This is a genomic window from Variovorax sp. IB41, assembly GCF_016405905.1.
In the GTDB taxonomy this organism is placed as follows: domain Bacteria; phylum Pseudomonadota; class Gammaproteobacteria; order Burkholderiales; family Burkholderiaceae_C; genus Variovorax.
On the sequence record NZ_JAEFCB010000001.1, the window covers coordinates 1061709 to 1076626 of the forward strand.

Here is a 14918-nt window from a genome sequence, read left to right on the forward strand (position 1 = left end):
ACAACGAATGTAGGGACCGCGCCTGAAAGGAACCTGAACTCCCGGTTCAGGCCGTGTTCAGGCTCGCCGTGCGCGCGCCCGCCGGCGGCGGGCCGGCATCCTGGCCAGCGCGAGGTGCAGCGGACGGCTCACGCCGCGTTCCACCATGATCGACACCAGCGCGCCCAGCAGCACCGCCGCGGCCACGTCCGAGGGGAAATGCAGGCCCAGGTAGAGGCGGCTCCAGCCCACCACCGCCGCCACGGCGAGCGCCGCCAGCATGGGCGCGCGGCGCGGCAGGCACCACAACGAGAAGGCGGCGGCAAAGGTCGTGGCCGTGTGCAGGCTCGGAAAGCCGGGCCGCGCGCCCTGCGGCGCCCACTGGATGCCCAGGCCGTAGGCCGCGGGCCGGGGAAACGGCAGCGCCGAGCGGAACACGTTCACGACGATCCACGTCACCAGCACGCTCACCAACGCGGTGAAGAGCGCATAGCGCCAGCGCTTGTCGAACATCGCGCCCGCGACGATCGTCAGGGCCAGCAGGGCCGGCAGCACCTCGGAGGCGAAACGGGCGAATTCGATGAGCCACAGCGGCGCCGAGACGTCCGCGTTGAGCCACGCGAACAGGGCGAAATCAAGAGCTTGCATGAAGGGGGGCTGATGGTTCGAGCAGGTTCTGTTTGCGCGGGGCCATCGCCATGTCGATGGCGAACGCCACCGACCAGCAGATCCACGCGGTCCACAGCGTGTGGCTCATGTAGTGGGCGCCGCGCAGTTGCTGCGACAGCCCCAGCGTGAGGCCGGCGAGCACCGCCACGCCCAGCCAGATGAACGCCGCGCGGGCGGACACCCGGCGCAGCACGAAGTAGCCGCCGACATAGGCGAACGCGGCCGAGGCGTGCCCGGCCGGGAAGCACCCACCCGCCCCGCCGTCGCCGACGCCCCACGCCCAATGCGACACGTAGTGCGCGACACCGCCGAACTCCTTGAGGTCCCAAGGGCAGCTGGTGTCGCTGAAATGCTTGATGAGGCTCACGGCCAGCACCGAGGCCAGCACGGTCAGCGCCAGCTGCGCGCGGTCTCGCACGGGCAGCTTGCGCAGGATGCCCACCGGCCAGCGGATGGCGGCGAACAGGCCGATCACCAGCAGCCAGCTCAGGTTTCTGGCGCCCGCATGCATCACGTGGACCAGGAACGGGTTCTCGCGCCACGGAAAGCCCATCGGCGTGCCGGCCATGCGTGCGAGCCAGAGGTCGCCGCCGGAGGCGTCCCACGTCATCAACAAGGCCAGTGCGAGCAAGGTCAGGACTCCGGAACGGAGATTCGCGGTGCGTGTCATTTGAAAAAACCAGGCCTCGACAAAAACTGGCGCGAGCCTACGTTCGCGAAATGAACCCAGTCTGAAGCGACCTGAACGAATCCTGACGCGGCCCTCCGGCCGCCCTGCGGCGCTAGACTTCGTGTTTTTTCAGAGACACACCGCGTGCGCATATTGCTCGTCGAAGATGACACTTCCTTGGCAGATGCCGTGTGCAGCTATCTGCTGGCCAAGGCGTTCGTCGTCGATGTGGCGCCCAGCCTGGCCGATGCGCGCGGCGCCCTGCTCTCGGTGCAGTACGCGGCGGTGCTGCTCGATCTGCACCTGGGCGACGGCGACGGCCTCTCGCTGCTGCCGCAGGTGCGCGCGTTGCGCGAGCCCCCGATCGTCATCGTGCTCACGGCGCGCGACCAGGTCACCGACCGCATCCGCGGCTTGGATGCCGGCGCCGACGACTACCTCATCAAGCCCTACGACCCCGCCGAATTGCTCGCACGGCTGCGCGCGGTCGAGCGCCGGCGCAGCGCCAACACCTCGCCCGTGCTGCAGTTCGGCACGCTGGAGATCGACCTGGCCCACGACCGCGTGCGCAAGGACGGCACGCCCGTCGTGCTCACGCAAAAGGAATGGGCGCTCTTGCGCGTGATGGCCACGCGCCCCGAGCGCATCCACACGCGCGAGAACCTGGCCGATGCGCTCTACGGCTTCGGCGACGAGGCCGACAGCAACACGCTCGAAGTCTTCATCAGCCGCCTGCGCCGCAAGCTCGGCAAGAGCCACATCCAGACGCTGCGGGGCCTGGGCTACCGGCTGTCGTTCTCGGCGGACGAGGACGAATGAGCGCGGCCCGCATCACCTACGGTCGCGACTCGCTGGCCGGGCGCCTCACGCGCACGCTCATCCTGTGGGTCGGCGGCGTGTGGCTCCTGTGCGTGTTCGCCGTCGTCTGGTATGTGGACCGCGAGATCAACCACAACTTCGACAACGAACTGGTCGAGGTGTCGCACCGCATGTTCGACATGGCCGTGCAGGAGCTGGACAAGCTGCAGCACAAGGGCGGCGCCGTGCCGAGCACGCCGCTGGTGGCGCCCAAGCAACTCTTCTCCGAAGACGCGGTGATGTACCAGGTGGTCGACATCCACGAGCACGTGCTGCTGCGCTCGGCCGAGGCGCCCATCGATGCCTTCGATGTTCCGCTGGCCGCGGGCTTTGCGAACAACCAGACCTGGCGCATCTACACCGTGCGGCATCCGACGCTCGGGCTCTATTTCCAGGTGGCCGATCCGCTGGACGAGCGCCGGCGCGCGCTCAACCGCACATTGTTCGGCCTCATCATTCCGCTCGGCGCGGTGCTGCCGCTGCTCGCGCTGGTGCTGCGCAACGTGGCGCGCACCGAGCTGCGCGTGCTGCAGCAACTGGCCGGCGAGATCGAGAAGCGCAGCGGCACCGACCTGCGCCCGATCACCCTCCCCGGCCTGCCGCAGGAGCTGCGCTCGGTGGGCGACCACGTCAACAGCCTCCTGGAGCGCCTGGCGCAATCGCTCGACGTGGAGCGCGCGCTCGCCGCCAACGCGGCGCACGAGTTGCGCACCCCGCTGGCCGCCGCGCGCCTGCGCCTGCAGACCGCGCTGGACCATGACCTCAAGCGCGAGGACGTGCAAGGCGCGCTCCAGGCGCTGCAAATGCTGAGCCATCGCACCGAAAAGCTGCTGCAGCTCTCGCGCGCGGAATCGGGCGCATCGCTCACGCGCGCGCGGGTCGACCTGGTGCAGCTCGCGGGCACCGTGGCGCAGGAGTTCTGGCAAGACCCGCTCAACAGCGAGCGCCTGAAGCTCAAGGTGCCCGACAGCGCCGCGCCCGTGGCGTTCGGCGATGTCGATGCGCTGGCGATCGCGCTGCGCAACCTGGTGGAGAACGCGCTGCGCTATGGCGGTGGCGGGCGCGTGGTGATCGAAGTGGCGGCGCCCTGCACGCTGGTGGTGAGGGACTTCGGCGCGGGCGTGAGCGCGGTGCAGCTGAAGACGCTGCAGCAACGCCACGTGCGCCACGGCTCGGACCGCGCGGGCTACGGGCTGGGCCTGTCGATCGTGGGCACGATCGTCGAGAAGCACAACGCGAAGCTCGAGCTCGCGTCGCCGCCTGCGGGTGCGGCGCAGGGGTTCGAGGCGCGGATCGTGTTGCGGCCGGCCTGAGCGGGTCGCGCCGCGTGCGGCGCTACAGGGGCCGCCAGGGATAGTCAGAGACGAGCTTCATCGCCAACGCCATCATCGAAAAAGCGACGATGAGGTCGAGCGCCTGCCAGGCGCGCCGATCGCGGAACAAGGGCGCTGCCAGGCGGGCGCCGAAGCTCAGGAAAGTAAACCAGATGAAGAAATCAATCGAGACAGTGGTGTATTGATTTGGATTTTTGAAAACGGCTGTTCACGCAGCCGCCAGGGTCTGCGCGGCGCCCGGCAAGCCGGCGCACTCTTTCTCGCGCGGCCCTCTCATCAATCCCGCTGTCACCTTGTTAGTGTTTGGAAAATTGAAATAACAATTCAATCAAAAAAACCGCCGACCTGCTCAATTCCATCGTGTCTTTTGTGAAAAACTTCCATATCGCGCTACGTTTAGGGACTAATCTAGTTCGTTCGCGCTTTGCGGACGATTTTTCAACAAAGGGAGTCGTTAAATGAAGAAGAAAATTTCAATCGGCCTTGCCTCATTTGTGTTCGGAATTGGCGCAGCCCAAGCATCCGTCCCTGCCGAGGAAATAATGGGCAATCGTGCGGTGGAGACGCAGCCTGTGATCAAGATCTCTGTAGCGGAAAGGCCATCGAGCAGTATCACGACGACGGGGCCGTCCCGGATGACGGTGAATCGAGGATGCCACGTCGCGCCAGATCGGATGCAGGTTCTCTGCAACTGACAACACCGCAACTACAGAATGCACGGCCGCTATGCCTTCAAGCGTAGCGGCTTTTCTTTTTTATTTTTCATACTCGGCATGGAAGATCATATTTTTATAAACGACCATATCCTGAGCTACCGTGGCAAGCCCTTGGGAATTATTTTGCCGTCGACCTTTTTTGGCAATTCCGAGAATGGGAGCACCTTTGTTTGGAGCCCCAAAGGAACATGCCATTTCGATGGAAATTCCGAAGAAGACCTGCTCGAAGCGCTGGAAATGTCCGGCGCTTTGCTGAACGGGAGTTCCGAAGCACAAATTCAAACACAACGATTGCTGTCGAGCGCGCAGCACAGCAGAAATGCGAGCTTTTACTGCTGCAATGCGGAGACTTGCGAAGATGTGAACTCGACCATGGAAACCATATCCCGAGTCAGAGTGATGATCGTCGGCTGCGGAGGTATCGGGAGCAACACGGCGATGATTCTGGCCGGAGCCGGGATCAGAAAATTCACTATCGCCGATGGCGATTCAATCGAGGAAAGCAACTTGAATCGCCAGCTTTTCTGGACCCGAAAGGACATCGGAAAATTCAAGACTCGCGCATTGGTCGAGAAACTGCACGAGCGATTCGACGGCTGCGATATTCAGGCGATCAATCAAAAAATCGACAAGGACTGGATAAAGGCAAATGCGCGGAACTCAGAATGCATTGTGATCGCTGCGGACGAACCGGAAACCCTGGTCGGAAGCGGACCGGAAATTGCATTGGAATGCGGTGTTCACGTATTTGGTGCAGGCTATATGCACCACATGGCGCATGTAATTCACAGTCCGCCCGACATGAAGAGCGATCAGCCGACCCCCAATCCATCGCCCCGGATTCAATGGCGGCGCTCACCGAATTCAATCATGCCGAGCTATGGACCGACCAATATGCTGCTTGCATCGCTCCTTTCATCGCGCCTCATTCAAGCGCTGATCGGCAAAGCCTCGATTGACCGTCCCCGGATTCAATCCTGGAATCCCATCGAATCATCGCTCGAGTCCCACGTCCCGGAAGCATTTCCGAAATTGCACAATGACGATTTGCGCGCCATGGCCGTCGGCACTTCGATCAAACTGAAAGCCATTTCGCAAAGCGATGGGCCGGCGCTTCACCAAATGATCGTGAGGGAAAAAGAGCGGCTTTCAAAATCCCTGCACTGGCCAAGATTCATCAACAGCTTCGAAGACACGGCCCGGTTTTGCGCAAACTCTGAAAAATCCTTTGGAAACTCCAATGCCATCTATATCGCGGAATTCAATGGCGAGCTTGCCGGCGTCATATCTTTCAACCACCTCGATTTTTCCAACGGCATCGGCGATTTAGGGTATTGGCTGGCCAGCGATCACGAGAAGGAGGGCATCGTTTCGAACTCGATCAAAGCGCTTGTCCAAGCCTACGCCGCAGCCCGCGAGATCCGGCGCTTCATCATCAAATGCGCTGCCAGAAACCGACAAAGTCGCGCCGTTGCCGAACGTCTGGGATTCCAGTTCGAAGGAACGCTCCGGCAGGCGGAAAAGATAGGCGACGAATATCTGGACCAGAGGATCTACGCCAGGATCGTCTGACCAGTCGCCTTCCCTTCGCCTGCTCGCTTTACCGGGCCTAGCGCGCCTTCGCCTTCTTCGGCATGAAGTCGTCGGAGTTGTCGAAGCCGAACTGGCCGGCCTTGTACATGCCGGCCATCTTCGCGACAAGGTGCGCGCGCACGGGCTTCGGCAGCGCGAAGAAGTCCGCGTTGGCCCTCGTGCTGCGATCGCCGTCCAGGTCGCCGGTGATGGCGTGGATCACCACCTTGCGCCCTTGGTGGAACGCGACGATCTTGATGGCGCCCGAGAAGTCGTCGCTGTCGAAGTTGTCCTTGTCGCTCGGGGCGAAGAAGCGGTAGACCAGGATCGGATCGATGAGCCCGTCCCCATCGAGATCGGCGAACTCGGAGAGCTTCGACCTGAAGTTGATGCCCGCATCGTCCTTGCCCGCGAAGTCGCGGATCGACCATTGCCGGGTGAGGCTGCCGTCGCTCCCTACCTTGAAGAGCGTGGCCTGGAGGGCGGAGGACAGCGTCTCCTTGGTGAAGGGCAGGTCTTGCTTCTCGGAGAGCAGCAAGGCGTAGCTGCCGGACTTGTCGGTGTAGCAATAGCGCTTGAACACCGGGAGTTCGACGCCGGCTTTCTTCACCGCGTCCGCGTTCAGGAACGGCGCATCGGCCGGGCATGCGTTCGGCTCGGCCTTCGTCGTCTGGGCATGGCTCGCGGCGGCGAGCAGCGCGAACGCGGCGAGCGTCAACAGGTTGCGTTTCATCGTGCGTTACTCGCTCACCAGCGTGCGCAGCCAGTCGGGCAGCGCCAACGCCTTCTGCTTCGGAAAATCCACCCAGATCGTTGTCGCCCCGCCGGCCGCGCAGATCACCTCGGGCGCTTCTTCGCGCGCCATCGTGCCCCAGCTCTCGAAGGTGGTGCGGCCCGGGTCGCTCACGTACATCTTGAGCAGCACGTTGCCCGGGTATTCGATCTGCCGGTAGAAATTGCAGAAGGCATTGACGATCACCATGCCCTCGCCGCCCGGCTCGGGCTCGAAGCCGATGGAGCGCATCCAGTCGATGCGCGCGGTTTCGAGATACCGGAAGTAGGTGCCGTTGTTCAGGTGGCCCATGGCGTCCATGTCGCCCCAGCGGATGGGGATGGACATCTCGTACACGAGCTTCTTCTTTTCGGGGATTTCGATTCTCATCGGTGCGCCTTGATGGATGCGAGGATGCCCAGCACGAACAGCAGTGCCGCCACCCATTCGGTGGCCTGCGGCCAGCGGCCGTCCCAGACGAAGGAATAGAGCAAGGCGAACAGCGTCTCGCTCACGATCAGTTGGCCGCACAGGCTCGCCGAGAGGCGCTGGCTGGCGACGTTCCAGAGGATGGTCGCGAGCCACGAGGAGCCGAAGCCGCCCGCCAATGCGATCCAGATGAAGAGCGTGCCGTCGGGCTGCGACTGCAGCGTGGTGAGGCTGCTGCCCGCCACCAGCCACAGCAGTAGTGCGCCCAGGCCCGTGGCGATGCCGAGCCAGTTGGCCCAGTCGGTCGCGTTCAGCTCGGTGTGGCGCTGCAGCCATTTGGCGTTGAGCAGTCCGTAGATGGTCCAGCTCACCATGGAACACAGCGCGAGCGCGATGCCCCAGCCGAAGCGCGCGCCGCCATCGCCCGCCGTGCCATGCTGCGCCGACCATGCGCCCCAGATCATCAGCGCGATGCCCGCGCCCGTGAGCACGAGCCCGGGCAGCAGCGCGCGCATCTGCAGCCCCGCGGGCCGGCCGAGCAGCATCATCCAGACGGGAATCGTGCCGATGATGAGACTGGGCACCTCGGTGCCGGCCGCCGCGATGCCGAAGGCCAGCAGCAGGTAGTAGCCGCTGAAGCCCAGCACGCTCAGGCCCAGCGCCGCGAGCGCCTGCTGCCTATTCGGCCAGCGCACGGCGGCAGGCCGCGCGAACAGCGCGAGCCCCGAGATCGCGCCGAACACCGCGAAGCGCGCGGCCGTGATGTCGACCATGCCGAAGTGCCCGACCATGCGCGGCGCCACGAACACCAGGCCCCAGAGCGCGCCCGCGCCGAGGCCTGCGGCAATGCCGATCGACGTGCGTGAATTCAGACTGCGAACCCGTCGTCGGCCGCGATGACGGCGCCGTTCACGAAATGGCTCTGGCCGCTGGCCAGCAGCACGATCAGGCCGTCCAGGTCTTCGGCCTTGCCCACGCGCTTGCGCGGCAGGATGCTGACCAGCTTCTCCCCGGCCTCGGTGCTCCAGAGCGCTTCGTTCAGTTCGGTGGCGATGTAGCCCGGGCACAGCGCGTTCACGTTGATGCCGAAGCGCCCCCACTCCAGCGCCATGGCCTTGGTCATCTGCACCACCGCGGCCTTGCTCATGCCGTAGGCGCCGATGTTGGCCACCGACTTGAGCGCGGCGACCGAGGCGATGTTGATGATGCGACCGCCGATGTAGGTGCCGGGCGCCGAGCCGTCGGCGCGCGCCAGCATGCGCTTGCCCACTTCCTGCGCGACGAAGAAGGCGCCCTTCAGGTTGGTGTCGAAGATGAAGTCGTAGTTGTCGGGCGTCACGTCCTGCAGGCGCTGGCGCACGTTGACGCCCGAGTTGTTGACCAGGACGTCGATCGGGCCGACCTCGGTCTCGGCGCGCGCGACGGCGGCCTTGATGCTGCCGTGGTCGGTCACGTCGAGTTCGACGACGTGGGCATCGCCGCCTTCGCCTTCGATGCGGGCGCGCAGTTCCTTGAGTTTTTCGACCCGGCGGCTGGCCAGGACGACCGCGGCGCCGGCGCGCGCCAGCGTTTTCGCGAACTGGGCCCCCAGGCCGCTGGAGGCGCCGGTGACGAAGGCCACGCGGCCCGAAAGATCGATGCTGTAAGCCATGAAAAAGGGGTCCTGGTGAGTCGCGGAGGTGACGGGTTGCGCTCCCCCTAAAATGTTTCGCGCCCTCGTAGCGTCCGAGCCTCAAAACATTATCGACCAGACCCACATGACCCACGACGAAATCCTTGCCCAGTTCGGCCCTCGCGAAGCCATGGAATACGACGTGGTCGTGGTCGGCGGCGGCCCGGCGGGCCTCTCGACCGCGATCCGCCTGAAGCAGCTGGCTGCCCAGCACGAGAAAGAGATTTCGGTCGTGGTGCTGGAGAAGGGCTCCGAGCCCGGCGCGCACATCCTCTCGGGCGCCATCATGGACCCGCGCGCGCTCAACGAGCTCTTGCCCGACTGGAAGCAACTGGGCGCCCCGCTGAACCAGCCCGTCACCGACGACGCGATGGTGTTCCTCGGCGAGAAGTCGGGCCTGCGCACCCCCAACGCGTTCCTGCCGGCGTGCTTCCAGAACCACGGCAACTACATCATCAGCCTGGGCGCCTTCACCAAGTGGCTCGCGCAGCAGGCCGAGAACCTGGGCGTGGAGATCTTCCCGGGCTTTCCGGCCGCCGAGGTGCTCTACAACGACAACGGCTCGGTGCGCGGCGTGGCCACCGGCAACATGGGTGTCGGCAAGGACGGCGAGCCGACCGAGAACTTCCAGCTCGGCATGGAGCTCCTGGGCAAGTACACGGTGTTCGCCGAAGGCTCGCGCGGCCACCTGGGCCGCCAGCTGATCAGCAAGTTCAAGCTCGACGAAGGCCGCGACCCGCAGACCTACGGCCTGGGCGTGAAGGAGGTGTGGGAAATCGACCCCCAGCGCCACCAGCCCGGCTTCGTGCTGCACACGGCCGGCTGGCCGATGAAGAGCGACACCTACGGCGGCGCGTTCCTCTATCACATGGAGGACAACAAGGTCACGATGGGCTTCATCACGGGCCTGGACTACAGCAATCCGTACTTGAGCCCCTTCGAGGAAATGCAGCGCTGGAAGCTGCACCCCAACATCCGCTGGTACCTGGAAGGCGACGAGGCCAAGGGCATCAAGCCGGCCAAGCGCATCGGCTACGGCGCGCGTGCCATCACGGCGGGCGGCCTGCAGTCGCTGCCCAAGACGGTGTTCCCGGGCGGCGCGCTGGTGGGCTGCGAGGCCGGCTACCTGAACGTGAGCCGCATCAAGGGCAGCCACGCCGCGATCAAGACCGGCATGCTCTGCGCCGAAGCCGCCTTCGACGCGGTGCAGGCCGGCCGCCAGCACGACGAGCTCACCGCCTACCCGGCCGCGTTCGAGAAGAGCTGGCTGCACGCCGAGCTGAAGAAGTCGCGCAACTTCAAGGCCTGGTTCAAGAAGGGCCTGGGCGTCGCCACCCTCATGAACGGCATCGAGCAGTGGCTCCTGAAGGGCAACATCCCCTGGACCCTGCGCCGCACCAAGCCCGACCACCTGTACCTGAAGCCCGCAGCCGAGTGCAAGCCCATCGTCTATCCGAAACCGGACGGCAAGCTCACCTTCGACCGGCTCTCCAGCGTGTTCATCAGCAACACGAACCACGAAGAGCAGCAACCGGCGCACCTCACGCTCAAGGATGCGACGGTGCCGGTCAACATCAACCTGGCGAAGTTCGCGGGCCCCGAGAGCCGCTACTGCCCGGCCGGCGTGTACGAGTTCGTGGGCACCGAGGACGGCAAGCAGCGCCTGCAGATCAACGCGCAGAACTGCGTGCACTGCAAGACCTGCGACATCAAGGACCCGACGCAGAACATCGTGTGGGTCACGCCCGAAGGCGGCGGCGGGCCGAACTACGTGGGCATGTAAGGCGCCCCGCCTGCTTGTTCCAAAGAGCCCTCTTCGGAGGGCTTTTTCGTTTCTTGCGGGGTGTGCGTCCGTGAAACTCCCGACATGCCGAAGCCCCCGCATGCGGCATAGTCGAACGCGCCTGACGCTTTCCTGACCCCTGACAACATTCCCCCCGGAGACACCATGAAACTCGGCCACATCGCCGCCGCCTGCCTTTCGCTCGCCCTGTGCACATCCGCCCTCGCCCAACAACCGACGGTGCTGAAGATCGGCTACGCGACCTCCAAGGAGTCGCACTACGGCGTGGGCTCCACGGTGTTCTGCGACGAGGTCGCGAAGGGCACGCAAGGCCGCTTCAAGTGCCAGCACTTCGCCAACTCGGCGCTGGGCGGCGAGCGCGAGCAGATCGAGGCGATCCAGCTGGGCACGCAGGACCTGGTGAACACCTCCACCGGCCCCGTGGGCAACTTCGTGCCCGAAGTGAAGATCGTGGACATCCCCTTCCTCTTTCGCGACTACGACCACGCGCGCAAGGTGATGGACGGCCCCATCGGCCAGGACATCCTCACCAAGTTCCCGAGCAAGGGCATCATCGCGCTGGCCTGGACGGAGAACGGCTTTCGCCACATGACCAACAGCAAGCGCGACATCGTCAAGCCCGCCGATGCCGCGGGCCTGAAGATGCGCACCATGGAGAACAAGGTGCACATGGACGGCTACCGCACCTTCGGCATCCTGCCCACGCCCATGGCTTTCCCCGAGCTCTTCGGCGCGCTGCAGCAGGGCACGGTCGACGGGCAGGAGAACCCGATTCCGGTGATCCTGGCCTCCAAGTTCTCGCAGGTGCAAAAGCACCTCTCGCTCACCGGCCACGTGTATTCGCCCGCCCTGCTGCTGCTCTCGCCGAAGGTGTGGAACAAGCTGTCGGACGCGGACAAGAAGGTCTTCGTGGATGCCGCCAAGAAGGCGGCCGTGGCCCAGCGCAAGAAGGTCAACGACGACGAGAACAACGGCATCGCCCAGCTCGAAAAAGACGGCATGAAGGTCACCAAGGTCGTGGACGGCGCGGCCTTCCGCGAAGCCCTCAAGCCGGCCTATGCGGGCTACGCCAAGGAGTTCGGCGCGGACAACATCAAGAAGATCACGGACGTCCAGTAAGCCATCCCGTCTTTCCGACGACGCGCCCGCACCACCGGGTACGGGGTGCTCTCGGAATGATCACCCCCACCGTTCACGCTGAGCCTGTCGAAGCGCCGCGCAAGGCTTCGACAAGCTCAGCCCGAACGGTTGTTTGGTTCAGGCCGAACGGTTTTTTGTCCGAGCCCATGGTTCTTTTTTGAGCTCAGTTTGAGAACAACAACGTGCAAGCCTTCGAGCGCTACTTTCTCGCCGCCAACCGCTGGGCGCTGATTCTTCTGCTGGCCGCCATGTCGGTCATCATCTTCACCAACGTCGTCATGCGCTACACCACGAGCAACTCGCTCGAGTGGGCCGAAGAGGTGTCGCGTCACATGATGATCTGGCTCACCTTCCTCGGGGCCGGGCCGGTGCTGCGCTACGGCGGCCACATCGCGGTGGAGAACCTGCAGGACGCGCTGCCGCGCGCGGGCGCCATCGCGGTGCGCGCCTTCGTCGCTGCGCTGCTCTTCGCCTTCTTCGGCTTCATGGTCTGGTACGGGTGGCTCTACATGCAGCGCACGATGTTCCAGCTCACGGCGGTGACGCAGATTCCGTTCGCCTACATCTACAGCGCGATGCTGTTCGGCGGCATCCTGCTGATCGTGCATTGGCTGCTGGTGGTGCGGGGCTATGTGCTGCGGCGCGAGTTCGCATCGGACGCGCACTTCGATGCCAACGCCTCGGCGTCGCTGTAAGGAGAACGACCATGGATGCCAGCATCGTTCTCATCGTCTCGGCCTGCATTTTCCTGGCCATCGGCGTGCCCGTGGCCTTTGCGCTCGGGCTCTCCACCGTCACCACGCTGATCCTCGCGGAAAACTATCCGCTCATGGTGCTCCTGAAGGAAACCTTCACCGGCATCGACAGCTTTCCGCTGATGGCCGTGCCCTTCTTCATCCTGGCGGCCGAGCTCATGAGCGGCGGCTCGCTCACCGAGGTGCTGCTGCGTTTCGCGGGCCAGTTCGTGGGCCACCGGCGCGGGGGCCTGGGCTACACCAACGTGGTGTCGCTCACCTTCTTCTCGGGCATCTCGGGCTCGGCGCTGGCCGACGCGGCGGGGCCGGGCTCGATGCTCATCAAGATGATGGACAAGGCCGGCTACGACCGCTCGTACGCGGCGGCGCTCACGGCTTCCACGGCCATCGTGGGGCCGATCATTCCGCCCTCGATCATCATGATCATCTACGCGCTGCAGGATGAGAGCGTGTCGGTGGGCACGCTGTTCGCGGCCGGCATTTTTCCGGGCATCCTCATCGCGGTGGCGATGTGCGTGGTGAACTTCCATGTCTCGAAGAAGCGCAACTACAAGGGCGACGGCCAGACGCCGCCGCTGCGCGAAATTCTCGTCACCACCTGGAAGGCGATTCCCGCGATCCTGTTGCCGGTGGTGATCCTGGGCGGCATGCGCGCCGGCTGGTTCACGCCCACCGAGGCGTCGGTGGTCGCGGTGTTCTATGCGCTGGTGTGCGGCAAGTTCATCTACCGCACGCTCGAGTGGAAGATGCTGCCCGACATCCTCTCGCGCTCGGCCCTGCTCTCGGCCTCGGTGCTGATCATCATCGGCCTGTCGGCCTCGTTCGCGTGGGTGCTGACCATCGAGGGCATTCCGCAGCAGATGGCCGAATGGCTCATCAGCATGAACCTCTCCCCGTGGATGTTCCTGATCATCGTCAACGTGTTCCTGCTGCTCTTCGGCATCTTCATCGAGCCGCTGCCGGGGGTGATGGTGCTGGCGCCGATCCTGGCGCCCGTGGCGATCAAGCTGGGCGTGGACCCGGTGCACTTCGCGATGATCGTGATCTTCAACCTCACGCTCGGGATGATCACGCCGCCCGTGGGCGGCCTCTTGTTCGTGACCTGCAACGTGTCGAAGGTGCCGATGTCGGCGCTGGTGAAAGAGCTGGTGCCGTTCCTGTGGGCGCACGGCGCGGTGCTGATGATCCTGACCTTCGTGCCGGCGCTCAGCACCTGGCTGCCGCGGGCGCTCGGGTTCAAGTAGCGGCGCCGTGCGCGCGGTTCTGCTCCCGCCACGGTTCGCTGCCAGAATCGGCGCCACGCCAACAATCGATACCCGAGGGAACCGCACCATGAACCGACTCGTCGCCTGCCTGCTCGCCGCAGGGCTGCTGTCCACCGCCGCACTGGCCGCGCCACCTTCGGCATCGCCACCCGCTGCGGCGGCCTCCGCGGCCGCAGCGGCGCCGGCCCCCACGCCGGCGTCTGCGGCCGCTCCCGCCGCAGCAGCAGCGCCCTCCGCCGGCATCGCCGAAGTCGAAGCCGCCGTACGCGCCTGGGCCGCGGCCTGGTCGGCCCGCGACGTGGACCGCTACCTCGCGGCCTACGCCCCCGACTTCACGCCCGCGAAGAAGCAGGACAAGAAGCGCTGGGAGGCCGAGCGCCGCACCCGCATCGCCAACAAGTCGGCGATCAGCGTCGCGGTCGACGACCTCGTCATCAGCGTGAGCGGCCAGACCGCGAGCGCGCGCTTCAAGCAGGTCTACAGCGCCGACAAGCTCAAGAGCACCGACCGCAAGACGCTGGAACTGCAGCGCGTGGGCGACAAGTGGCTCATCCGCAAGGAAAGCACCGGCGGCTGAAGAATCGAGCGCCAGACGGCGCGGCGGCGGTGATATCCCCTGTAAGTCAAACAGGTTCATGAAGATGTCACCGCCTGCAACGATGCTGCAGCCTTCGATCTTTCGAAAGCTGTGGCCGCCATGTTTCCCACCAAGACCGACAAGGCACGCGACGAACTGCAGGGCGGGCAACGCACGCTCAGCCAGCGCGAGCGCGCGCTGCTGCTGATGGCTGATGGCCGGCGCTCGCTGACCGACTTCAGCCCGCTGTTCGCGAGCCGCATCGAGGCGGAGCAGGCGATCCAGGCGCTGATGAGCAAGGGGTATCTGCAGGATGCGCGGCCGGCCGCTGCCGTGCCCGCAGCCCAGCCGGCACAGCCGCCCGCGGCAACTGCCCCGCCCGAGCCGGTGCCCACGTCCAACCCGATCCAGCTCACCGCCACGGCCGACAACTTCGACGGCAAGCGCTCTCTCGCCACCACGCGGATGTTCCTGTTCGACATCTGCGAGCGCATGTTCGTGCGGCGCGACCCCAAGTTCGCCCTGCAGATGCGCGACGCCCTGCGCGAGGCGCGCGACCGCGAGGCGATGCTCACCATCGCCGCGCTGATGCTCAGCGAAATCGAGAAGACGGCGGGTGTCGAGCGGGCCGAATCGCTGCGCGAGCGCATCGAGCGGCTGCTGCCGCCGGCCGAAATCGTGCACTGACCCCACGCGCTCCGGGCCC

17 protein-coding genes are annotated in these 14918 nt (G+C 65.0%); 10 read left to right on the plus strand and 7 right to left on the minus strand.

The window, feature by feature from the left end; translation table 11 throughout:
- Positions 1 to 57: 57 nt before the first annotated feature.
- Positions 58 to 627, minus strand: a complete 570-nt coding sequence (locus tag JC881_RS04930) for a phosphatase PAP2 family protein (RefSeq protein WP_198784538.1) — start codon at positions 625 to 627, stop codon at positions 58 to 60.
- Positions 614 to 1279, minus strand: a complete 666-nt coding sequence (locus JC881_RS04935; protein ID WP_233101525.1) for a phosphatase PAP2 family protein — start codon at positions 1277 to 1279, stop codon at positions 614 to 616. Before JC881_RS04935 ends, JC881_RS04930 begins: the two co-directional genes overlap by 14 nt.
- Before the next feature lie 183 nt (positions 1280 to 1462).
- Here JC881_RS04935 and JC881_RS04940 point away from each other — a divergent pair, with 183 nt between their 5' ends.
- The gene (locus tag JC881_RS04940; RefSeq protein ID WP_198784540.1) at positions 1463 to 2137 is read left to right on the plus strand and encodes a winged helix-turn-helix domain-containing protein; all 675 of its coding nucleotides are present in this window, start codon (positions 1463 to 1465) and stop codon (positions 2135 to 2137) included.
- On the plus strand, positions 2134 to 3489 hold the full coding sequence (locus JC881_RS04945) for a sensor histidine kinase (protein ID WP_198784541.1): 1356 nt from the start codon (positions 2134 to 2136) through the stop codon (positions 3487 to 3489). The genes JC881_RS04940 and JC881_RS04945 overlap by 4 nt, the downstream gene beginning before the upstream one ends.
- Before the next feature lie 22 nt (positions 3490 to 3511).
- Here the strand turns inward: JC881_RS04945 and JC881_RS04950 are convergent, their stop codons facing one another.
- Positions 3512 to 3676 carry a LysE family transporter gene (locus tag JC881_RS04950; protein ID WP_198784904.1) on the minus strand — a complete coding sequence of 55 codons (165 nt, stop codon included), beginning with the start codon at positions 3674 to 3676 and terminating at the stop codon, positions 3512 to 3514.
- 292 nt (positions 3677 to 3968) lie between these two features.
- Here JC881_RS04950 and JC881_RS04955 point away from each other — a divergent pair, with 292 nt between their 5' ends.
- Entirely contained in the window at positions 3969 to 4205 is a 237-nt protein-coding gene (locus JC881_RS04955; protein WP_198784542.1) for a hypothetical protein, read from the plus strand.
- An 18-nt stretch (positions 4206 to 4223) separates the two neighbouring features.
- Positions 4224 to 5798: a GNAT family N-acetyltransferase gene (locus JC881_RS04960; protein ID WP_198784543.1), complete on the plus strand. Its 1575-nt coding sequence runs from the start codon at positions 4224 to 4226 to the stop codon at positions 5796 to 5798.
- Positions 5799 to 5835: 37 nt separating this feature from the next.
- On the opposite strand, the gene JC881_RS04965 is transcribed toward JC881_RS04960, so the two are convergent.
- The 4 genes from JC881_RS04965 to JC881_RS04980 all read right to left on the minus strand — a co-directional run bounded on the left by JC881_RS04965 (position 5836) and on the right by JC881_RS04980 (position 8650).
- Positions 5836 to 6531 (minus strand): M949_RS01915 family surface polysaccharide biosynthesis protein, encoded by a 696-nt coding sequence (locus tag JC881_RS04965; RefSeq protein ID WP_198784544.1) that lies wholly within the window; start codon positions 6529 to 6531, stop codon positions 5836 to 5838.
- A gap of 6 nt (positions 6532 to 6537) precedes the next feature.
- Entirely contained in the window at positions 6538 to 6960 is a 423-nt protein-coding gene (locus tag JC881_RS04970; RefSeq protein ID WP_198784545.1) for an acyl-CoA thioesterase, read from the minus strand.
- On the minus strand, positions 6957 to 7790 hold the full coding sequence (locus tag JC881_RS04975) for a DMT family transporter (RefSeq protein ID WP_233101528.1): 834 nt from the start codon (positions 7788 to 7790) through the stop codon (positions 6957 to 6959). Before JC881_RS04975 ends, JC881_RS04970 begins: the two co-directional genes overlap by 4 nt.
- Before the next feature lie 77 nt (positions 7791 to 7867).
- Positions 7868 to 8650, minus strand: a complete 783-nt coding sequence (locus tag JC881_RS04980; protein WP_198784547.1) for an SDR family oxidoreductase — start codon at positions 8648 to 8650, stop codon at positions 7868 to 7870.
- A gap of 106 nt (positions 8651 to 8756) precedes the next feature.
- Here JC881_RS04980 and JC881_RS04985 point away from each other — a divergent pair, with 106 nt between their 5' ends.
- From JC881_RS04985 to JC881_RS05010, 6 genes are all read left to right on the plus strand, one after another.
- Positions 8757 to 10454, plus strand: a complete 1698-nt coding sequence (locus JC881_RS04985) for an electron transfer flavoprotein-ubiquinone oxidoreductase (protein ID WP_198784548.1) — start codon at positions 8757 to 8759, stop codon at positions 10452 to 10454.
- A gap of 165 nt (positions 10455 to 10619) precedes the next feature.
- Positions 10620 to 11594 (plus strand): TRAP transporter substrate-binding protein, encoded by a 975-nt coding sequence (locus tag JC881_RS04990; protein WP_198784549.1) that lies wholly within the window; start codon positions 10620 to 10622, stop codon positions 11592 to 11594.
- Positions 11595 to 11797: 203 nt separating this feature from the next.
- A complete protein-coding gene (locus tag JC881_RS04995; protein WP_198784550.1) occupies positions 11798 to 12310 on the plus strand; it encodes a TRAP transporter small permease in 513 nt (170 codons plus the stop codon).
- Between the two features lie 11 nt (positions 12311 to 12321).
- Positions 12322 to 13614 carry a TRAP transporter large permease gene (locus JC881_RS05000; protein ID WP_198784551.1) on the plus strand — a complete coding sequence of 431 codons (1293 nt, stop codon included), beginning with the start codon at positions 12322 to 12324 and terminating at the stop codon, positions 13612 to 13614.
- Between the two features lie 88 nt (positions 13615 to 13702).
- The gene (locus JC881_RS05005; RefSeq protein WP_198784552.1) at positions 13703 to 14212 is read left to right on the plus strand and encodes a L,D-transpeptidase Cds6 family protein; all 510 of its coding nucleotides are present in this window, start codon (positions 13703 to 13705) and stop codon (positions 14210 to 14212) included.
- 120 nt (positions 14213 to 14332) lie between these two features.
- On the plus strand, positions 14333 to 14899 hold the full coding sequence (locus JC881_RS05010) for a hypothetical protein (RefSeq protein ID WP_198784553.1): 567 nt from the start codon (positions 14333 to 14335) through the stop codon (positions 14897 to 14899).
- The last annotated feature ends 19 nt before the right edge of the window (positions 14900 to 14918 follow it).